Genomic DNA, 20,864 nt, shown 5'->3' with positions numbered 1-20,864 from the left:
ATGGACGACCGAGAAAACCAACATGCGCCGCCTAGCGTGGCGCCATGCCCGCACGACGACACACCGCCCTGCTGGCCACGCTGGTGGCCGGTGCGCCGGGCCGCCCCCGCATCATCCTGAGTGACCTGCGGCGGCTCATTCTGGACGGGGCGGCGCCGCCGGGCACTCTGATCCCGCTGCGCGAGGTGGCGGAACTCTTCGGCGTCAGTCATATTCCGGTGCGGGAGGCGCTCGCGACCCTCATCGGGGAGGGACTGGTCGTACACGAACCGGGCCTGGGGTACTCCGTGGCCCGGCTGACGTCCGCGGAGCTGCGCGAAATCTATGTGGTGCGACAGACATTGGAGAGCGCGTCCCTCGTCGCCGCGGCCACCCATGCCAGCACCGCCGAGCGCACCGCCCTCATCGACGCGAATGCGCTACTGGAACAGTCGCTTCGAGACGGCGACGCGATCGCCTACCATCGCCATTCCCGCACCTTCCACACCGCGCTCACCCGCCCCTCGCGCATGTTCCGGCTGCTGCACATGCTCGAATCCGCGTGGAATGTCACCGAACCCGTGCAGCCCATGGTGCACGTGAGCGCGGCCGACCGCCTGCGCCTGCACAGTGACCACACCGTCATGCTCGACGCTTTCCTGTCCCGTGACGTCGATCGGCTGCTGCTCGCCGCCGAACAGCATCACAAGCGTCTCGAACAGGTCATCGCGACCCTGCCGACCGATACGGGCCTGCTGGCACCGGATGAGCGCACGGCGTGAGGGTGTCTACCCCCGCGATCGGACCGCGTGGTCCGCGATCTCCAGCACCCGTGCCAGCCATGGGGTGTGCGCCTCGGGGGAGTGGGTGAGCGCGGCCCGGAGTTGGTCCGGGCGCAGCCAGGTGAGGTTCTCCACCTCGTCCGGATTCGGTTGCGGCGCAAAGCCGTCGAGCCGACCGATGAGCACGTGGTCGAACTCGTATTCGACGCGCCCGGTTCCGGGGTCGGTCGCCTGATAGGTGAAGGTGCCCACCTCGGCGAGGTCGGCCGCCACACCCAATTCCTCGTGCAATCGGACCGCCGCGGCCTCGGCCACCGGCTGTCCGGGGGCGGGATGGCCGCAGCAGGTATTGGTCCACAGCAGCGGGAAGCGCGTCTTCACCGCGGCCCGCTGCTGGAGGAGCATCCGCCCGGCGGCGTCGAAGAGCATGACCGAGAACGCGCGGTGCAGCCGCCCCGGTGCGGTGTGCGCCTCCGCCACCGGGCAGGCCCCGATCGCCCGGCCGCGCTCGTCGACGAGTTCGACGGGCAGGGCTTCGCGATCGGTGGCCGCGCCGAGGCCGGGGGATTCGAGGGTCACCTACCCACCTTATCGGCGGCGATCAGCAGGTATTGGAAGCTACCCTCCCGGTAGGCGGTGAGGAACGGCTTCTCCACCCCGGTGGCCAGCTCCGAATGGGTGCGCAGGTCCCAGTACGGAATGGTGGCGGGGGTGAGGTCGGTGACCGCGATGGGCACCAGATTGTTGGCGGCGAGCGCCTTGAAGTACTCGCTGCGCGGATGGATATTGCACCCGTAGTGGGCGTCGATCCAACTCACCGAGGCCGAGCGACCGCCGGTCACGTCATTGGAGCAGCCGGTGATCACCACGTAGCGCCCGCCCGGTTCGAGCAGCCGGGTGAACTCCGCGAACAGTTCGAACAGGTCCACGTACATGGTGGTCTCATTGGTCCAGATGCCGCGCATGGACCCGGCTTCGAAGCCGGTGTGCAGCATATTGGCGAAGTGGAACCGCACCTTGTCGGTGACGCCGCGCTCGCGCGCCTGGTCGTTGGCGAATCCGGCCTGGTACTCGGAGATGGTCACCCCGTCCACGGCGCAGCCGAACCGCTGATTGGCCATGAAGCTGGTGCCGCCCCGCCCGGATCCACCGTCCATCAGCCGGTCGCCGGGCCGCACGTCGCCGAGGTGGTCGAGCAGCAGATCGGCCTGTGCCGTCTCCAGCCGGTGCAGTTCCCGGACGAGGCGCTCCTGCCGGGTCTCCTCCGGACCCTCGATGACCGACCAGTCCGGCTCGCCGACCCCGTAATGGTGGTGGTACAGCCCGTCGACCTCGCCGAGTTTGGTGTTCACCCGATCGTCGTTGGGGTTGTCGTTCCAGTACGCGGCGACCGATCGCTGGAAGTCGGTGCGCAGGACCGGGCTGTTCTCGGCGTCGTGGTGGAGCATGGTCATGGCAGATCATCCTCTCGGTGGAGACTACGTGCGATGGGCGCACGGGGGAACGCGTGCGCCGCACGGGCGAACGCGCTGTCGGGCTGGTGGCGCTTGCTGCGAAAACGGCTGGAACGCTTCGACTTCGAGCCGATGCGCGCGGCTGCCGGTCAGTCGGTCTGCCGGGCGACCAGCACGTTGTCGAGAATGCCGAGGGCATCGGGTACCAGGACCGCCGCCGAGTAGTAGCAGCTCACCAGGTAGGAGATGAGCGACTGGTCGTCGATGCCCTTGAAACGCACGTTCAGACTCGGCTCGTACTCGTCCGGGATTCCGGTCTGGTGCAGGCCGATCACGCCCTGGTCCTTCTCACCGGTGCGCATGGCGAGAATCGAGGTGGTCTGAGTGTCGCTGACCGGCAGCTTTCCGCACGGGAAGATCGGCACCCCTCGCCATGCGGGCACTCGGTGCCCGTCGACCTCCACCGGATCCGGATAGATACCGCGCTTGCTGCACTCCCGACCGAAGGCCGCGATGGCCTTGGGATGTGCCAGGAACAGTCTGGTGCTGCGCCGCATGGACAGCAGTTCGTCCATATCGTCGGGCGTCGGCGGACCGGATTCGGTGTAGATGCGCTGCTTGAGATCGCAGTTGTGCAGCAGCCCGAAATCCGGATTGTTGACCAGGTCGTATTCGCGACGCTCGTAGAGGGCCTGGATGGTCAGTCGCAGCTGCTGTTCGACCTGATCCATCGGGTCGTTGAACAGATCCGCGACCCGGGTGTGCACCCGCAGCACCGTCTGCGCCAGGCTGAGTTCGTATTCGCGCGGGGCGGCGTCGTAGTCGACGAAGGTGCCGTCGAGCAGTGGTTCACCGGAATGGCCGGAGGAGACGTTGATCTCGGCCTCGCCGTATTTGTTCTGCGGGCGTTGTGCGGCGGCGGCCACGGCCGCGAGTCGATCGCGCAGCGGCGGTGCGTTGTCGAGCAGTTCCTGGAAGGCGGTGCGGGGCAGCGCCAACAGTGTGACGGGCGTGACGGTCTTCAGGGTGACCGGCCAGATGGCATTCGGGTCGATCAACATCCGATCGCCGAAATAGTCTCCGCCCGACAGCATTCCGACCTTGGTGTGTTCGCCGAACTCGCCGGTGCCGTGTTTGGCGACCTTGCCGTGCACGATCAGCAGCAATTGGTCCATGGGGTTGCCGAATTCGGCGATGACCGTATCGGGTTCGAGATCGCGCTGCTCGAAGCGGCGCGCCATGGCACCGAGGATCTCCTCATCGTCGAAATCATGCAATTGCGGCATTTCGGTCAGTTCCTCCGGAATGACGCGTGCCTTGCCGCCGTCGATGAGGAATTCCACCTCACCATTGCCGACGGTGTAGGTCAGCCGCCGGTTGACCCGGTAGATACCGCCTTTCACCTGCACCCACGGCAGTGATCGGGTGAGCCAGCGCGAGCTGATGCCCTGCATCTGGGGTTCGGATTTGGTGGTGTGCGCCAACTGGTGGGCGGCGCCGGTGCTGAGGCTCTTTCGGCCGTTGGTCTCGGCCTGGACGGGCATTTCTATGGTCATGCTGAAGTCCTCACCCTCGAATTGCCGCCTGGGCGCGGCGGCCGGTGATGGTCACGGCGATATAGCAGGCGGTAGCTGCCCGCGAACTAGTCGGTTTGAGTGAAATGACATGCGCGACAGTGCGTTCCAGCGATTCGATGGTAGATCGCCGACTCGGCGAGCCGCAGCGGAATGCGGGAATAATCCGGTGCCCGCAGTTTCATGACGTGTGCCGCAATTTCGACGCGGCCGCATGAATACCGTCCGGGATAGTTCCAGGGCGGCAAATTCCTTCACTCGTGTAGGACGCGCCGGGGGCCGCATGGCGCTGCTCACAGCGCCCACGAAGTAGGCTGACCATGTGACAAGCTCGTCTGAACGCGTTGGGGCGGGTGACGCAGGTCACGTCGAGGTATGTCTGGGAGAAGTCGTGAAATTCAATTCCAAGTCCGTCGTGGGGCCCGTGCAGCGGCTGGTCGCCACCGCGCAGAACGGGCTCGAGGTGATCCGGTTCGGGGGGCTGGCGCACGACATCGAATCGTCGCCGTACGAGGTCGTCGAGCGGAAGCGCATGTATCGCCTGCGCCATTACTTCCCCGACAGTAGCGCGCCGGGCCGCCCGGTCGCGGTGCTGGTGCCGCCGCTCATGGTGAGCGCCGAACTGTGGGACGTGAACGCCGCCGACGGCGCGGTGGGCATTCTCGACGCCGCTGGAATCGACTGCTGGGTGGTGGATTTCGGTTCCCCGGCGGTGGAAGAGGGTGGCTGGCAGCGGGATCTGGCCGACCACGTGCTGGCCGTGAGCGCCGCCATCGACACCGTCGCCGAGATCACCGGGCGCGCGGTGCATCTCATGGGCTATTCCCAGGGCGGCATGTTCGCCTACCAGGCCACCGCCTATCGCGGCGGGAAGGACGTCGACAGCATCGTCACCTTCGGCAGCCCGGTCGACATCGTGGCCGGGATGCCGCTGGGACTGCCGCACGGGTTGGCCGCCGATGTCGCGCAGTTCCTCGCCGACCATGTGCTCACCCGGCTGCCCATCACCGACTCCATGGTGCGGTTGGGTTTCCAGGCCCTCGACCCGGTGAAGACCGCACGGGCGCGGCTGGACTTCCTGCGTCAACTGCACAACCGCGAGGCGCTGCTGCCCAAGGAGCGGCAGCGTCGCTTCCTGGAGGCCGAGGGGTGGCTCGGCTACCCCGGTCCGGCGCTCACCGACCTGCTCGAGCAGTTCGTCCAGCACAATCGAATGATGCTGGGCGGTTTCGTCATTCGCGACCAGCCCATTTCATTGGCGGATATCGAATGCCCGATCCTGGCCTTCGTCGGCGAGGTCGACGATATCGGCCAGCCCGCCGCGGTGCGCGGGATCAAGCGCGCCGCGCCCAATGCCGAGGTCTACGAGGCATCCCTGGTCGCCGGACACTTCGGCCTGGTCGCCGGCAGCACCGCCACCGCCCGCACCTGGCCGCTGGTGCGCGACTGGGTGCGCTGGGCGGACGGCCACGGCGAACTCCCCGCCGACATCTCGCCCATGGCCGAGCATGTGGCGCGCAACGGACAGCGGTCGACCCTGACCCGGGTGGTGCACGCCGCGGCCACCCTGGCCGAGGCCGGAACCAGCATCGGCAAGACGCTCGAGACCGTGGCGAGCAATTCGCTGCGCGGATCGGTGGAACTCACCGGGGAGGCGGCGCGCGCCCTGCCGCGCCTGACCCGCCTCGGCATGATCCAGTCGCACACCCGGATCTCGCTGGGTCGCCTGATGGACGAGCAGACGCGGCGCGCACCGCAGCGTGAGTGCTTCCTCTTCGACGACCGGGTGCACACCAATACCGCGGTCAACACCCGCATCGACAATGTGGTGCGCGGACTCGTCTCGGTGGGCGTGCGCCCGGCCACCCGGGTCGGCGTGGTCATGGAGACCCGGCCGAGCGCCCTGGTGACCATCGCCGCGCTGTCCCGACTGGGTGCGGTGGCGGTACTGCTCGCGCCCGGCAGCGAACTCGCGCAGGCCGTGGCGCTCACCGACACCAGACTGCTCATCGCCGATCCGGAGAATCTGCGCGACGCCGCCGCGACCGGGCTGCGCACCCTGGTGCTGGGCGGCGGCGAGAGTCGCGGCCTGGACATCCCGCTCGGCGGCGACGTGGTGGACATGGAGCAGATCGACCCGGCCGCGGTCGCCCTGCCCGGCTGGTACCGGCCGAATCCGGGGCTGGCGCGTGAGCTTGCCTTCGTCCTGGTGACGGGGACCGGTGACCGCTTCGACGTCAAATACATCACCAACCACCGCTGGGCGCTGTCGGCCTTCGGCACCGCCACCGCGGCCGATCTGGACCGCCGCGACACCGTGTACTGCCTCGCGCCGCTGCACCATTCGTCCGGATTGCTGGTGAGTCTGGGCGGGGCCATCGCGGGCGGCAGCCGGATCGCGCTGGCGCGGTCGCTGGATCCGGCCCGGTTCGCCGAGGAGGTGCACCGCTACGGCGTCACCGTGGTCACCTACACCTGGACCATGCTGCGCGACATCCTCGACGCCGACACCTTCCCGAACGGTCATTCGCATCCCATCCGCCTGTTCATCGGCTCGGGGATGCCCGCCGGGCTGTGGCGGCGCACCCAGGAGCGCTTCGCCCCCGCGCGGGTGCTGGAGTTCTACGCCTCCATCGAAGGCGATGTGGTGTTGGCGAACGTGTCCGGACAGAAAATCGGCTCCAAGGGCCGGCCGGTGCCCGGCACCGCCAAGGTCGAACTCATCGCCTACGACCCCAGGACCGACGAGATCCTGGTCGAGGACTCGGGTTTCGCGCGGCGCTGCGCCGACAACGAGGTGGGTCTGCTCATCGGCACCGCCTCCGATTCGGTGGATCTCTCCCGCGGCGGGCTGCGCGGGGTGTTCGCGCCCGGCGACGCCTGGATGCCGACGGAGAACCTCTTCCGCCGCGACAGTGACGGCGACTACTGGCTGATGGACCGGCGCGACACCGTCATCCACACCCCGCGCGGGCCGGTCTACACCCACCCGATCGTCGATGTGCTCAACGACATCACGGCCGTGGATATGGAAGTGGCGTACGGACTTCCGGTCGGCGACCGCATCCTCGCCGTGGCCGCCCTGAGCGTCCGCGCGGGCTACCGCCTCGAAGCCGAGGATGTCGGCGAGGCCCTGCGCGCCCTGCCCCCGGACCAGCGGCCCGATCTGGTCTACGTGGTCGACGAGATCCCGCGCAGCTCCACCTTCCGCCCCTCCACCCGCGCTGTGCAGGCCCAGGGCCGCCCGCGACCCGGTGACCGGACCTGGTGGTACAACCGGGAATCCGACCGGTACGAGGTGCTCACCCCGGAACTGGCGGATCGGCTCTTCGCCTGACCGGTGCGCGAACGCGGGGTGGCGGCGATCCCAATTCTCTGGTGGACTCCGTTGTGTGACTGAGAAATTGGAGATCACCCGGGATATCGCCGCCGACCCCGAAGCCGTGTACGCGGCCGTCTCGGATATCACTCGCATGGGCGAATGGTCCGAGGAGTGCTACTCCTGCGAATGGCACGACGGGTTCGACGGCCCGGTGGTCGGCGCCACCTTCGACGGGCACAACCGCCACGGCGAACACGAGTGGACCACCCAGGGCCGGGTCATCGTGGCCGATCCAGGCCGGGAGTTCGCCTTCGAATGCTCGATGCGCGACATCCACTACGCGACGTGGGGGTATCGCATCGAGCCGACGGAGGACGGATGCCGGGTCACCGAATGGAGCGAGGATCTGCGGCCCGCGTACGCCTTGGAGTACAGCAAGAAGATCTCGGGGGTGGACGACCGAACCGAGCGCAACCGCCACACCATCAGCGACACCCTGCGGCGACTGGCGACGGCCCTGGAAAACTGACGGATTCGTCCGCGCGCCACGCGGCGGGGTGGACGACCGGGGGAGGCCTCAGACCGTGAACCTCAGACCGTGAAGGCGGTGACCTCCTCGATCACGCGCCGCACCTGGACGTCGGACAGGCCCGGCCAGAGCGGCAGGCGCACCACGGTGCCGGAGAATTCGGCGCTGCGCACACAGGGCAGCGGGGTGCGGCCCAATTTCAGTCCGGCCGGGCTGGAGTCCAGGGGCACGTAGTGGAACGGGGCCACGATGCCGCGGTCGGCGAGGTGGCGGATGAGGTCGTCGCGGCGGTCCTCGGTGGGGACCCGCAGGTAGTACAGGTGTGCGGTGTGCTCGCGGTCGGCGGGCACGGTCATCAGGCGAATATCGTTGCGGCGCGCCCAATCCGGCAGTCCGGCGGCGTAGGCGTCCCACACCCGGTGCCGGTTGGCCTGGATGGTGTCGAACTCGCTCAGCTGCGCGTCCAGCACCGCGGCATTGAGTTCGCTGGGCAGGTAGCTGGAGCCGATGTCCTGCCAGGAGTACTTGTCCACCGCGCCGCGCAGGAAGCGCGCTCGGTCGGTGCCCTTCTCCCGGATGATCTCCGCCCGCGCCATCAGGATGTCATCGGTGAGCAGCACCGCGCCGCCCTCACCGCAGTGCACGTTCTTGGTGTCGTGGAAACTCAGCGCGCCGACCGTGCCGATGGTGCCCAGCGGTCGCCCTCGCCAGGTGCCGCCGAGACCGTGCGCATTGTCCTCGATGATGGCGAAGCCGTGGGTGGCGGCCAGGTCCAGCAGCCTGTCCATCTCCGCGCCCACCCCGCCGTAGTGGATGACCACGATGGCCTTGGTGCGCTCGGTGACCACGGCCGCCACCGCGTCCGGATCCAGATTGCCGGTCGCGGAGTCGATATCGGCGAACACCACCGTCGCCCCGCGCAGTGCCATGGCGGTGGCGGTGGAGGTGAAGGCGAAACTGGGGACGATCACCTCGTCGTCGGGTCCGAGTTCCAGCAGCAGCCCGGCCATTTCCAGGGCGTGCGTGCAGGACGTGGTGAGCAGCGCGTGCGGGGCTCCGGTGATGGCTGCCAATTTCGCGGTGGCCGCGGCGGTGAATCGACCGTCGCCGTGGCTGTGGTCCGAGGCGAGCACGGCCTCCAGATTCGCCAGCTCCCGGCTCGCCCGGAACGGGCGGCTGAAGATAATGCGTTCGGTGCTCACCGGAGTTCGGTCCCCTCATGGCGGTCGGCAACGGCCCCGGATCGTCCGACCACATGCCGAACGGCAGAGCCCGAGCGTCGAACTCTAACACGGTGCGGCGGCCGGGAATCGGCATCGTCGCCGGGGAATTTCCGCACCCGCGCGCCCGGGTGCGGTGCACTTCCCGAAGGCCTGCCTGTAGGGTCTGGAACTCGTGGTGGACAGTGGAATTCTCGGTACGCGGCGTGCGGTGTTCCGGTGGGGGTTCGTCACCTCGATCGGCGTGGTGCTCGGCTATGCGGCGGTGCTGTTGGCCGACGTGCGCCACTTCTACACCGATGACACCGAATCCCAGTACGCCCCACTGTGGGTGATGCTCGGCCGCGCCCTGCGCGAGGGCACCTTCCCGGTCATGGTTCCCGACCAGTGGATGTCGGGCAACTACACCATGGAGGAGGCGGGCCTGTTCAACCCGCCGCAGCTGCTGATCGACCTGATCGCGCCCTCGGTGCCGAATCTGGCCGTGTACGCCACCATCGTGAAACTGCTCTTCTCCATCCTCGCTGCCCTGGGCGTCTACCGCGTCTGCCTGGTCTACGGCGCGCGCCCGCAATGGGCGGCGGTCGCGGGCGTCGCCTTCCCGTTCTCCGGCTTCTTCCTCTTCTTCGACACCGCCAGCTGGATGACCTCGCTCACCGGCACCGCGTACATGCTGCACGCGTGGGCGTCCGCGGTGCGCTACGTGCGGGGGAAGGGCGGGCCGATTCCCGTATTCGTCTTCCTGTACCTGGCGATCTCGGTGCAGTACGTCTTCCCCGCGGTCGAATCCGTGCTCATGTTGGTCGCCGTCGCCGTGGGCGAGATCGTCGGCCGCCGCGGTTGGCAGCCGGTGGTTCGGCTGATTCTGTCGGCATGGCGCGTGGCGTCGGACGGGGTGCTGTCGCTCGTCTCGCGCCGACGCGGTGGGACGCGGGACGGGTACGACCGCATCCGTCCGCCGTGGACGGACATGATGAACGTTGCCGTTCGCGCGTGGGGGCCGGTGCTGCGACTGGCCCTGGTGGCGGTGTGTGCCGGGCTGGCGGGGCTCATGACGTATCTGCCGTCCATGCTCTCGGCCAAGGTGAGCTGGCGCGGCACGGCGCAGATCAATAACGACCAGTTCCTCACGGTGCCCTGGTCGGAATCGCTGAATGCCAGTCTGCCCAGCTCCTATCCGGCGTTCAGCTCGTGGTGGGGCTATGTGCAACCGCTGCCCATGACCTATATCGCCTGGTTCCTGATTCCGGCGCTGGCCTTCGTGGACTGGCGGCGGGCGCGCGAGCACTGGCGGGAGTTCATCTCCATCGCGCTGTTCGCCGTCATGGCGCTCATGTGGACGGCCGGTCCGGGCACCATCGGACCGCTGCGCTGGCCCGCCCGCGTACTGCCCATGCTGGCCATCGGACTGCTGGTGCTGGTGTGCGTACTGCTGGGCCGGTTCGGCACGGTGCGCGACTGGCGCGGGCGCGGTATCGCGGCCGGGGTGCTGATCCTGCTGCTGTGGGTGCGCACCTTCTCCGCCGACCCGCACCGCATCGGCTGGCATGTGCTCGCGGCGGTGGCGGTCGCGGCGCTGACCGCGGCGGTGGTCGCGCTGGGCCGCACCCGCGGTGTGGCCGCGGCCTGCCTGCTGACCATCGCCGCCATGTTCCCCATCGCGTTCGTCCAGGTGCGCGCGGTGCAGCCGAATCTCATGTCGTGGAACCTGCCCGCCGACCGACAGCAGGCCATGGCGGCGTTCCCGGATTTCGCGGGCCGCAATATCCAGCTCGGTGATCGCGGTCTGATCGGCCCGGCGGACACATCGCTCGACCGCGCCTACGGCTCCCTGGTCTTCGGCAACTACGCCAAGGACCTGGAACTGAACTACGTCCAGGGCTACACCCCCAACGGGCACTTCTACTTCGGTGAAATGCTGTGCATGCGCTGGGACGGCAGCACCTGCCCGGACGCCTACCGCCGCCTGTTCGCGCCCGAACCGACCACCGGACGCACCATCGTGGACCTCATGCTGCTGGACCGGGTGATCCTGCAGCGGGCCATGTTCCCCGACGCCCGCACCCAACCCGCCCCGCCGGGCTGGCACTGGACGGACTACCCGGGCCACGACCAGTGGATCTCGGTACTGGAGCGCGACGGCGGTCCCGTGTCGGGTCTGAACGGCCGCGTCGCCGACGCCCGCGATGTCACCGCGACCTCGATCGCGGAAACCGATACCACCAGCCGTGTGCGGGTGAGCTCCGACGACGGCGGCCGTGTGGTGTTCGCCCGGCTGGGCTGGCCCGGCTACCGCGTCACCCTGAACGGACAGGACATCCCCTTCACCACGGTCGCGAATTCCTTCGTGGCCGTGGATGTCCCCGCGGGCACCCGGGACGCGGAACTGGTGCTCACCTGGCGTCCGCCGGGCTGGAAGATCGGCATCGCCACCGGTGCCGCCGGCGTGGCCGGAATCGCGGTGCTGCAATGGCTCTACGTGCGATCGCGGCGCGAGGACGCGTCGGATTCGCCCGGCGAGTCCTCCGGTGAACCGGAACGTCAACTGGCAGGCTCGGTTTCGTGAGCACCGCCGACTACTCACCCGAGTTGACGGTGGACTCCGGTGTCATCGCCGAGCCCGCCGCCGACGCCCCGCCCGGCCTGCTGCTGCGCCTGGTGCGGCGGCAGGAGGTCGCCTTCGCCCTGGTGGGCGGCTTCAATACCGCGCTCGGCATGGTGCTCACCGTGCTCTGGCTGACCGTGCTGGAAGGCCATGTCGCCAAGGCGGCCGCGGTGGCGCTGGCCCCCGCGCTGGCCTATGCCGTCAGCATCGTGGTGGCCTTCGTCCTGCACCGCACCCTGGTGTTCCGGGTGCGCGGGCACGCGCTGCGCGATTTCGTGGCCTTCGTCGGCGTCAATTCCGGTGGGCTGGCACTGAACCTGCTGCTGCTCCAGGTGGCGGTGTCGGTGCTGCACTGTCCGGAGAAGCCCGCCGCCGTGGTGGTGATGGGCCTGGTCGCGGTCGCCAGCTTCTTCGGACACCGGCACATCTCGTTCCGCCGCTCGCACTGACAGCCTGTTGATTCACCCGGGTTGACGGGCTGTTTCGACAGCGCCCTTCTCGGGCGTCCGGCACTCACACCGCGAGCGGGTGAGTGCCGGTTCCCGCGTCCACCGGGCCGGTTACACCGACACCGGCAGGGTGTCGGTCAGCGCCTTCCCGTCGGCGGGCTTTGGTGACCCGGCCCCCTGCTGGGAGGTCCGGGGATCCAGATACGTCTTTCACCGTGGCCGGCCAGTGTGCGAGGTTGACCGCCGCGTTCACATCCCGATCCAGCCGTAGCCCACACCCGCAGGCGAACACCCGATCGGCCAAACACAGCTGCGGGTTGACGGTGCCGCAGCGCGAGCAGCGTTTGCTCGACGGGAACCACCGACCAGCGGTGACAACGCTGCCGTGCCTCCAATCCTGTTTGTAGCGCAGGATGCGGGCGAACTCGGCCCACCCCGCGTCGCTGATCGCCCGGGCTAGGGTGTGGTTGCGGAGCATGCCGGCCACGTGCAGGTCCTCGATGACGAGCCGGTCGTGGGTCTTGACCAGCATGCCGGTGACCTCATGCAGAAAGTGACGACGAATCGCTGTGGTCTTGCGATGGTGCCGCGCCAGCCGCGCGGCGGCCTCGTCTCGGTTGCGTGATCCTTTCTCTGTGCGGGACAGTGCTTTCGACAGTCGTCGCTGCCGGGCCAACCCGGCCGCAAGGGGCTTGGGCGCGGTGATCCGGGCGACCTCGCCGCCGTCGGTGGTGGCGGCGACCAGGAACGCGGACAGTCCTCGATCCACGCCGACCCAGCCATGTTCGTCGCCGGGGTCGCGGGGCCGGTGCTGGTGGGTGGGGTGCAGGTCGGCGGCCTCGGTGGCCACGCTGACCCACCACCGGCCACCACGCTCGGTTACGGTGGCGTACAGGATTCTCGCGCGGTGTTTGGCTAGCATCCGCCGCAACCGGCGGGTGTCGTCCCGTACGCGGATTATTCCGAGGCCGGGCAGGGTGACCGAGCGGGGGGTATCGCCGTCACCGACCCGGATCGACGGACGGCCGTTCTTGGCAGGCTTGTTCCGCAGCCGGAACGCCCGGGGCGCACGCCGTTTGGACTTGAAGCGGGGAAACCCGACTCGTCGGCCCTTGCGGCGACCGGTACGCGAGTCTGACCAGTTGGTCAGGGCGCGGCCGCAGTCGACGGCGGCTTCCTCGAACACCTGCTGGCACACCTGATCCCGCCACACCAAACCGGTCACCCGCACCTCGGCGACCCCGGCGGCGTCGACGGTGAACACCCGTCCGGCTGCCTCCGTTTTCTTCCAGGCGTTGAACGCGTTGATCAGACCGAACCCCGTCCACGGCACCGGATGCTCGGGGTCGGTTGTGCGGTGGGTGAGGGCGGTTTTCACCAGGTGCAGGCATTGGTTGAACGCGAACCGCGCCGCGCCCGCGTGCCGGGCTAGCGTGGTGTGCTGCTCGGGGGTGGGGTCGAGGCGGTAGCGGAAGGTGGTGTGCCTGCTCATCACCGGCGAGTGTGACACACGCCACCGACAACAAACCCGGGGTCGGTCCGACCAGCACCGGACGACACGAAACGACCAGTTCACAAACAGGCAGTGCGCGTGAGACGCCCGCCACACGGTGGGCGCTGGAACCGGACAGATGGCATAGTTCGTGCAACGGATGACGTTGTCCGCCAACTGTTCAGGATCGACGTGAGCACCAGCTTCATCTACCGGTACGGAACCGTCTACGAACTACTCATGCGGGGGCTGTACGGCCGACACTACGGCGCGCGGTATCGCGCCATCGCGGCCCTGGTGCCCGAGCACGCCGAGGTACTCGATCTCTGCTGCGGTCCGGCCACCCTCTACACCCGCTACCTGCGGAAGAAGTCGGTGCGCTACACCGGACTCGACCTCAACGAGCGCTTCATCGCCCGGCTGAACCGCGCGGGCGGCAACGGGCAGGTCTGGAATCTGCGCGCCGACACCCCGCTGCCCGCCGCCGACTACGTCATCATGCAGGGCAGCCTCTACCACTTCCTGCCCGATCCGGAACCGGTGCTGGACCGCATGCTCGACGCCGCGCGGGAACGGGTGATCGTCGCCGAACCGGTGCGGAATCTGACCGCCACCCGCCATCGCGCCATGGCCGGGCTCGGCGGACGCCTCACCGACGCCGGGGACGGCGCGCGGCCGCTGCGTTTCGACGAGGAGACCCTCGACGAACTGTTCCGCGGCTTCCCCGAACACGTCGAGGAGCGCCGCCTCATCGCCGGCGGACGGGAGAAGCTCTACCTGCTGAAGCCCTGAGCCGAGCGGTCAGCTCCCGACGTGCTCGATCTCGCGGTCGGCTTCCGCGGCCCGGTCGGCATCCGGCCGCGGCGTCGGCGAATCCACGGTCAGATACAGCGGTTTGCCCACCAGGACGTGCAACGCCACACCCAGGTATTCGGCGATCAGGCCGAGGGAGAACAGGATCGCGCCCGAACACAGCAGCAGTACCACGATGGTGGACGCCCAGCCCTCGGGAGCCCAGTTCTCCCGGGTGAGCACCTGGAACACCACGAAGGCGGCCAGCGCCACCCCGGCCAGCGCCAGCGTCACGCCCAACATGCTCACCAGGCGCAGGCCGCGGGTTCCGCTGCACAGCACCATCTTCCAGAACAGCGAGAACAGGCGGCGGTAGTTGTAGCCGGATTCCTCCCGGCCCTCCGCGCGCAGCGTCACCGGCACCTGGGCGACCGTGCCCACCACCCAGGTCAGCGCCACGTCCAGGTACACGCCATTGGAGGCGACATCGGCGAGCTGGCGGCCGATATCGCCGCGGATGAGCCGATAGCTCTCGAAGCGGGTGGAATCCGGGAAGGCGAAGACGGTAGCCAGTACCAGTTTCGCGCCGCGCGAGGTGAGATTGCGCAGGAAGCCGTGCGGGCGGGTGTTGGTCGGCTTGGAGTAGATCAGGTCGGCGCGCCGCTCCAGCGCGGCGTCCAGGAACGCGCCGATGAACGCCGGGTCGTGCTGCCCGTCCTCGTCCATGGTGACGATCCAGTCCCCGCGCGCCGCCGACATTCCGGCGATGGTCGCCGCGTCCTGTCCGAAATTGCGGCTCAACCAGACCGCGCGCACCTCCGGGTAGGCGGCGCGCAGCTCCTGCATGACCACATCGGAGCGGTCCGGACCGTGATCGTGCACCAGAACGATCTCCGAGACGGCGAAGGGGACGCCGCCCGGCGTCGTGGTGGCCTCGGTCAACGCGTGCAGTTCGGCGACCAGGGCGGCGATGGTGTCCTCGCCGCGGTACACCGGAACTACCACCGAGACCGCGTGCGGCCGGTCGATACCGGGCCGGATCGGATGCTCCGCGGTGTCGACGTCGGAGTGGTACGTGCGTCGGGAGGGAATCGGCATCAGCTGAATCGACTTTCGATGACGGTACGCGTGCCGGTGCTCCTCGAGGACTGGCTGGAGCCCGAGCCGTCGAGCACTTTAACACGGTGCGGACAACCTCCCGGGGCGGCGGCCGCGTCGTCGCGCCCTGCCGCGAACCGTGACTGCCGGTAGGGTGGGGAACTCGTGACGGGCAGTGCGGTCTCGACGGTGACCTCGGACGGGTGCGCGCCCGAACCGAGCCGCGGTGCGGGCGAATCCGATTCCCGCCGAGCGGTATTGCGCTGGGGCGCGGTCACCGTGCTGGGCGTGTTGCTGGGCTACGCGGCGGTGCTGCTGGCCAATGCCAGGCACTTCTACACCGATGACACCGAATCCCAGTACACCGGCCTGTGGGTGGGGCTCGGGCGTGCGCTGCGGGCGGGGGAGTTCCCGGTGCTGTGGCCCGAGCAGTGGATGTCGGGCAACAACACCATGGACGATGCGGGACTGTTCAATCCGCCGCAGCTGCTCATCGACCTGCTCGCGCCGTCCTTCGACAATATGGCGCTGTACGCGACGCTGGTCAAACTGGTCTTCTCGATCATCGCGGCGCTGGGCGTGTACCGCATCTGCCTGGTCTACGGCGCGCGACCGGCGTGGGCGGCGGTGGCGGGCGTGGCCTTCCCGCTGTCCGGATTCTTCCTGTTCTTCGACGAGGCCAGCTGGATGACGGCGCTCACCGGCACCGCCTGGCTGGTGCACGCCTGGGCGTCGGCGGTGCGGTACACGCGCGGGCCCGGCGGGGGCGATGGGCCCGGAGGCGGCAGCCCGCGTAACCACGGAGGGACCCGCCCCCGCCGCCGTGGATACGGCGGGCCGATACCGGTCTTCGTCTTTCTCTACCTGACCATTTCCACGCAGTACATCTTCCCGGCCATCGAGGCCGCGCTCATGCTGGGCGCGGTGGCGGTGGGCGAGCTGGTGTCGCGGCGGGACTGGCGGCCGGTGGCGCGGCTGACCGCGGTGAGCGCGTGCGCCGGACTGGCCGGACTGATGGTCTTCCTGCCGGCCATGCTGTCGGCCCAGGTGACCTGGCGGGGATCCGCGCAGATCGTGAACGACCAGTTCCTCACGGTGCCCTGGTCGGAATCGCTGAATGCCAGCCTGCCCTCCACCCTTCCGGCCTTTCCCTCCTGGTGGGGATATGTGCAACCCATGCCGGTCACCTATATCGCCTGGTTCCTGATTCCGGCGCTGGCGTTCGTGGACTGGCGGGCGGCGCGCGAACACTGGCGGGAGTTCGTCTCCGTCGGACTGTTCGCGATCGTCATGCTGCTGTGGGCGGCCGGGCCCGGCACCATCGGCCCGCTGCGCTGGCCCGCGCGGGTGCTGCCCATGATCGCCATCGCACTGCTGGTGCTGGTGTGTGTGCTGCTCGGGCGGTTCGGGACGGTCGTGCGGTGGCGGGCGCGCGGCGTGGCGGCCGGGGTGCTGATCCTGGCGCTGTGGGTGCGCTCGTTCTCGGCCGATCCGCACACTGTGGTCCGGCACGTGGTCTCGGTGATCGTCGTCGCGGCGGTGGGGGCGGTGGTGGTGTGGCTGGCGCGGACGCGAGGAAGCGCGGCCGCCTGCGCGGCGGTCCTGGTCGCCATGTTCCCGATCGCCTACTGGCAGGTGCGTGCCGCGCAGCCGACGCCCATGTCGTACAACATGCCGACGAACCGATCCGATGCGGCGCGGGTCTTCCCGGACTTCCCGGGCACCACCATTCAGCTCGCCGATCGCGCACTCGTGCGGCCGGAGGACAAGAGCCTGGACGGGGCGTACGGCTCGCTGGTCTTCGGCAATTATGCCAAATCGCTCGAACTGGACTATGTCAACGGGTACACCCCGACCGGCCACTTCTATTTCGGCGAACTGCTGTGCATGCGGTGGGATTCCAGTGTGTGCCCGGACGCCTACCGGCGGCTCTTCGCGCCGGAGCCGACCACCGGCCGCCCGCTGGTGGATCTGATGAAACTGGACCGGGTGGTCGTGCAGCGGGCGCTGTTCCCCGACGTGCGCGCCCAGGACGCGCCGCCGGGGTGGCGGTGGGTGGATCTGCCCGGGGACCGCTACATCTGGGTACTCGAACGCGTGGCCGGGCTCGTCTCGACCGAGAACGGCCGCGTCGCGGCCACCCGCGATGCCACCGCGACCTCGGTATCGGAGACCGACACCACCAGCCGGGTGCGGGTGTCCTCGGCGCGGGGCGGGCAGGTGGTGTTCGCCCGCCTCGGCTGGCCGGGCTACCGCGCCACCCTGGACGGGCGGCCGGTGCCCATCTCGACCGTCGCCAAATCCTTCGTGGCCGTGCGGATTCCGGCCGGGACCGAGTCCGCCGAGCTGGTGCTGACCTGGCGGCCGCCGGGCTGGAAGATCGGGCTGGCCACCGGCGCGGCCGGCATACTCGGCCTGGCGGTGTCGCAGTGGTGGTACCTGCGCGCCCGGCGCACCGACGGTGCGGAGGAGTCGCCGCCCGCACCGGACGGCGAGCGTGCCGCCGCGGCCCGGTAGGTTATCGGTCATGCCGGAGGACATCACCTTGGACTCGACCCTGCTCAGCCTGCTGGCCTGCCCGCAGGACAAGGGCCCGCTGCTGCTGGTCCACGACGACCAGGGGGCCGCGCTGCTCTACAACCCGCGCCTGCGCCGCGCCTACCCGATCGACAACGGCATCCCGGTCCTGCTCGTCGACGAGGCGCGCGAGGTGTCGGACGAGGAGCACACGGCCTTCATCGTCCAGGACTGAGGCGACCGCAGGCACGGAGCCGCGGGACACGGATCCCCACCGTGAGTTCGAGCATGGCCGCGGCCGCTGCCCGCCCGGGATCGCGGTACGCGGCCGTCCGGCGCTGGTCAGGTCTTCAGGTCGCCGGTCAGGTAGCGCTGGAGCGTCGGCCCCACCTCGGCGGCCAGCTCGTCCACGGACATGGAGGCGAGCGGTTCGACCTCGAGGATCTTGCGCGCCACCAGCACACCGATGAGCTGCGAGGCGGCCAGCACTACCCGCCGCGTCCCCGTGCCCGGGGGTGAATCCACGCGGGCGCGAACGTCTTTCAGCGCCACCTCGACCAGGAAGGTTCGCACCAGCGCCGGATCGCCGCCGCCCAGCGCACTCCGGAAGGCGGCCACGGCCCGCACACCGATGGGCGAATCCCACAGCCCGACCACCGTGCGGACGATGGTGTCGCCCAACCGATCCAGCGGCGCGGCGGCGACGGCCCCCGTGACGATGCTCGGATCGGCGGGGATATCCAGTGCGGCCGTGAGCAATTGCTGTTTGGTGCCGAAATAGTGGTGCACGAGCGCCGGATCCACCCCGGCGGCGCCGGCGATGGACCGTATCGACGCCCGGTCGAATCCCACCTCCGCGAAACGCACCCGGGCGGCGTCGAGGATCGCCTCCCGGGTGCCGGATCGACCGGGCCGCCGCCCGCCGCGTCCGCCGCGCTCCGTCACGCGGTACGACGGCGTAGCGTCGCCGCGCCGAGACCCAGTGCGGCGGCGGCGAACAGCGCCACGACGAGCAGGTCACGCCACATCGCGCCGGTGGCCCCGGGATTGTTCGACACCTCCTGCAGCGCCGATACCGCGTAGCTCAGCGGCAGCACATCGCTGATCGCCTCCAGCCAGTCGGGCAACTGCTCACGCGGCACCAGCAGGCCACACAGGAAGAACTGGGGTCCGACGATCACGGGCATGAACTGTACGGCCTGGAATTCGGTGCGCGCGAAGGCACTCGCCAGCAGGCCGAGCGCCACCCCGAGCACCGCGTCGACGATCGCGATGAGCAGCACCAGCCAGACACTGCCCGCGGCGCGCAGATCCAGCAGCCAGAACGACACCAGGCAGGCGACGCCCGCCTGCGCGCCCGCCGCGAGGGAGAACGCCGAACCGTACCCGGCCAGCAGATCCAGTTTGGCCAGCGGTGTGGTCATGAGTCGTTCCAGGGTGCCCGAGGTGCGTTCGCGCTGCATGGCGATGGCCGTGATCAGGAACATGACGATGAACGGCAGAATGCCCAGCATGCTGATGCCGACCCGGTCGAACACCCGCGGCGCGCCCGGCGGCGTCGGCGAGTCCTGGTACACGAAGTACAGCAGGGTCAGCAGCAGCGCCGGAACCAGCAGCAGCATGGCCACGGTGCGGTGGTCGGCGCGCAACTGCTTCAGGATGCGCGCGGTGGTGGCCGTGTAGCAGGCCAGCGGGCGGGGGCCGGTGCGGGTGGTCACGACCGTCCTCCCATCTCGATGAGGGCGAGAAACGCGTTCTCCAAACTGGATTCGCCGGTATCGGCGCGCAATTCGTCGGGACTGAGCTGGGCCAGCAGGTGGCCCTCGCGCATGAGCAGCAGTTGATCGCAGTGCGCGGCCTCGTCCATCACATGACTGGAGACCAGCAGTGTGCGGCCCTGTTCGGCCAGGGCGTGGAATTCCTTCCAGAGTTCCACGCGCAGTACGGGATCCAGGCCGACGGTAGGTTCGTCGAGAATCAGCACCTCCGGATCGGCCACCAGTGCGCAGGCCAGCGAGGTGCGGGTGCGCTGCCCGCCGGACAGCTGATTGCCGCGTTGCCCGGCATGGTCGCTCATCCCCACGGCGGCGATGGCCGCGGCCACCTGGTCCCGCGAAGCGCCGTACATCGCACCGAAATACGAGACGTTGTCGGTGACGGTGAGGTCGTCGTAGATGCTCGGAGCCTGCGTCACATAGCCGACCCGCGAGCGCAGCCCACGCGACCCGGCCGTCTCGCCCAGCACCCGCACCGTGCCCGACTCGATGATCTGGGTGCCGACGATGCCGCGCATGAGCGTGGTCTTACCGCAGCCCGAGGGTCCGAGCAGGCCGGTGATGCGACCGCGCGGCACGGTCAGCGTGATGTCGTGGAGTACCCGCCGCCCGCCCCGCGTGACGCACAGGGCGTCGGCGTCGATGGCGGGCGTGGGGTTCGGTGTCGTCATGGGACCACCTACAATTCATCGAGTGTTGAATTCACTGTGTGATGAATTCTGCACCCTGATTGACCGCGACACAAGACCCGATTCGAATCCGGTTCCCGCACGCAGCCCACCCGCTTCGCCCCGACGAATCGGACCGATCCCGCGGCGGCCACCGCGTGTGCGGATGCGATGGTGACGAAAGGCTGACGGCCCGCGTGTCGGCGGCCTGTCGGGCCGCGAACGACGGCCGTCGGCACCACAATCGCGGATATGTCTGTCGTGTGCGCGGAGTTTCATGGATCGGCGGCCGTCCCGTCTCATGGATCGGCGGCCGCCCCGCGATGTGCGGCCCACGTCGGATCGGCGACGCGCGTACCGCGGCGCACGCCGGACAGTCGAAATCCGAACCGGGCGTGCGGCCCGGCGGGATGGGCGCGTCCGGCGGTATCGAAGCCGTCGCGGGGCTGGCCCGTGCGGAGGCGGACGGCGAGTCCGATCCGCCGCGCGGTGCATGTTCGACCGGCAGCGTGCGGGTGCGCAGCGGTTGTCGGATCGACGGCGACGGGTGGGCGGGTGTGTGCGTCGGACCGGCGACGATATCCGGCCCGGTCGGCACCTCGCCGCAC

At 69.0% G+C, this 20,864-nt stretch carries 17 protein-coding genes; 8 read left to right on the top strand and 9 right to left on the bottom strand.

Features of this window, described 5'->3' with window-relative positions; translation table 11 throughout:
- Window positions 1–44 precede the first annotated feature (44 nt).
- On the top strand, window positions 45–761 hold the full coding sequence (locus tag QJS31_RS29450; RefSeq protein WP_282776581.1) for a GntR family transcriptional regulator: 717 nt from the start codon (window positions 45–47) through the stop codon (window positions 759–761).
- Between the two features lie 6 nt (window positions 762–767).
- On the opposite strand, the gene idi is transcribed toward QJS31_RS29450, so the two are convergent.
- The 3 genes from idi to QJS31_RS29435 all read right to left on the bottom strand — a co-directional run bounded on the left by idi (window position 768) and on the right by QJS31_RS29435 (window position 3,771).
- Window positions 768–1,340, bottom strand: coding sequence for an isopentenyl-diphosphate Delta-isomerase (gene idi, locus QJS31_RS29445; protein ID WP_244961837.1), 573 nt, complete (start codon window positions 1,338–1,340; stop codon window positions 768–770).
- Window positions 1,337–2,215 (bottom strand): geranyl diphosphate 2-C-methyltransferase, encoded by an 879-nt coding sequence (locus QJS31_RS29440; RefSeq protein WP_143980445.1) that lies wholly within the window; start codon window positions 2,213–2,215, stop codon window positions 1,337–1,339. The genes idi and QJS31_RS29440 overlap by 4 nt, the downstream gene beginning before the upstream one ends.
- 149 nt (window positions 2,216–2,364) lie before the next feature.
- Complete coding sequence (locus QJS31_RS29435) at window positions 2,365–3,771, bottom strand: family 2B encapsulin nanocompartment shell protein (RefSeq protein WP_282776586.1); 1,407 nt, start codon at window positions 3,769–3,771, stop codon at window positions 2,365–2,367.
- A gap of 409 nt (window positions 3,772–4,180) precedes the next feature.
- Between QJS31_RS29435 and QJS31_RS29430 the strand changes: the two genes are divergently transcribed.
- Window positions 4,181–7,126, top strand: a complete 2,946-nt coding sequence (locus tag QJS31_RS29430; RefSeq protein ID WP_282776588.1) for an AMP-binding protein — start codon at window positions 4,181–4,183, stop codon at window positions 7,124–7,126.
- 55 nt (window positions 7,127–7,181) lie between these two features.
- The gene (locus tag QJS31_RS29425; RefSeq protein WP_282776590.1) at window positions 7,182–7,640 is read left to right on the top strand and encodes an SRPBCC family protein; all 459 of its coding nucleotides are present in this window, start codon (window positions 7,182–7,184) and stop codon (window positions 7,638–7,640) included.
- A 62-nt stretch (window positions 7,641–7,702) separates the two neighbouring features.
- Here the strand turns inward: QJS31_RS29425 and rffA are convergent, their stop codons facing one another.
- Window positions 7,703–8,842, bottom strand: a complete 1,140-nt coding sequence (rffA, locus tag QJS31_RS29420; RefSeq protein WP_282776592.1) for a dTDP-4-amino-4,6-dideoxygalactose transaminase — start codon at window positions 8,840–8,842, stop codon at window positions 7,703–7,705.
- A 262-nt stretch (window positions 8,843–9,104) separates the two neighbouring features.
- Here rffA and QJS31_RS29415 point away from each other — a divergent pair, with 262 nt between their 5' ends.
- Both QJS31_RS29415 and QJS31_RS29410 read left to right on the top strand, forming a co-directional pair.
- Window positions 9,105–11,426, top strand: a complete 2,322-nt coding sequence (locus QJS31_RS29415) for a hypothetical protein (protein WP_372341651.1) — start codon at window positions 9,105–9,107, stop codon at window positions 11,424–11,426.
- On the top strand, window positions 11,423–11,914 hold the full coding sequence (locus QJS31_RS29410; protein WP_372341645.1) for a GtrA family protein: 492 nt from the start codon (window positions 11,423–11,425) through the stop codon (window positions 11,912–11,914). Before QJS31_RS29415 ends, QJS31_RS29410 begins: the two co-directional genes overlap by 4 nt.
- Window positions 11,915–11,978: 64 nt before the next feature.
- Here the strand turns inward: QJS31_RS29410 and QJS31_RS29405 are convergent, their stop codons facing one another.
- On the bottom strand, window positions 11,979–13,406 hold the full coding sequence (locus tag QJS31_RS29405; protein ID WP_306358244.1) for an RNA-guided endonuclease TnpB family protein: 1,428 nt from the start codon (window positions 13,404–13,406) through the stop codon (window positions 11,979–11,981).
- Window positions 13,407–13,598: 192 nt separating this feature from the next.
- Here QJS31_RS29405 and QJS31_RS29400 point away from each other — a divergent pair, with 192 nt between their 5' ends.
- A complete protein-coding gene (locus tag QJS31_RS29400; protein ID WP_282776598.1) occupies window positions 13,599–14,198 on the top strand; it encodes a class I SAM-dependent methyltransferase in 600 nt (199 codons plus the stop codon).
- Window positions 14,199–14,207: 9 nt separating this feature from the next.
- Here QJS31_RS29400 and QJS31_RS29395 read toward each other — a convergent pair whose 3' ends face one another.
- Window positions 14,208–15,296, bottom strand: a complete 1,089-nt coding sequence (locus QJS31_RS29395; protein WP_306358243.1) for a glycosyltransferase family 2 protein — start codon at window positions 15,294–15,296, stop codon at window positions 14,208–14,210.
- Between the two features lie 288 nt (window positions 15,297–15,584).
- On the opposite strand from QJS31_RS29395, the gene QJS31_RS29390 reads away from it, so the two are divergent.
- Entirely contained in the window at window positions 15,585–17,813 is a 2,229-nt protein-coding gene (locus tag QJS31_RS29390; RefSeq protein WP_282784555.1) for a hypothetical protein, read from the top strand.
- A 10-nt stretch (window positions 17,814–17,823) separates the two neighbouring features.
- The gene (locus QJS31_RS29385; protein WP_228812302.1) at window positions 17,824–18,048 is read left to right on the top strand and encodes a Trm112 family protein; all 225 of its coding nucleotides are present in this window, start codon (window positions 17,824–17,826) and stop codon (window positions 18,046–18,048) included.
- Window positions 18,049–18,155: 107 nt separating this feature from the next.
- Here QJS31_RS29385 and QJS31_RS29380 read toward each other — a convergent pair whose 3' ends face one another.
- Genes QJS31_RS29380 through QJS31_RS29370 form a run of 3 tightly spaced genes read right to left on the bottom strand, consistent with a single transcriptional unit; the run spans window position 18,156 to window position 20,259 of the window.
- On the bottom strand, window positions 18,156–18,758 hold the full coding sequence (locus QJS31_RS29380; protein ID WP_282784551.1) for a TetR family transcriptional regulator: 603 nt from the start codon (window positions 18,756–18,758) through the stop codon (window positions 18,156–18,158).
- Window positions 18,755–19,531, bottom strand: coding sequence for an ABC transporter permease (locus QJS31_RS29375; RefSeq protein ID WP_282784550.1), 777 nt, complete (start codon window positions 19,529–19,531; stop codon window positions 18,755–18,757). Before QJS31_RS29375 ends, QJS31_RS29380 begins: the two co-directional genes overlap by 4 nt.
- Window positions 19,528–20,259: an ABC transporter ATP-binding protein gene (locus QJS31_RS29370; protein WP_282784548.1), complete on the bottom strand. Its 732-nt coding sequence runs from the start codon at window positions 20,257–20,259 to the stop codon at window positions 19,528–19,530. Before QJS31_RS29370 ends, QJS31_RS29375 begins: the two co-directional genes overlap by 4 nt.
- Window positions 20,260–20,864: the final 605 nt, after the last annotated feature.

The sequence above is a fragment of the Nocardia sp. CC213A genome, assembly GCF_030766805.1.
Classification (GTDB): domain Bacteria; phylum Actinomycetota; class Actinomycetes; order Mycobacteriales; family Mycobacteriaceae; genus Nocardia; species Nocardia otitidiscaviarum.
Note: the sequence above shows the minus strand (reverse complement) of the source record. Positions and strands in the feature narration are given on the sequence as shown.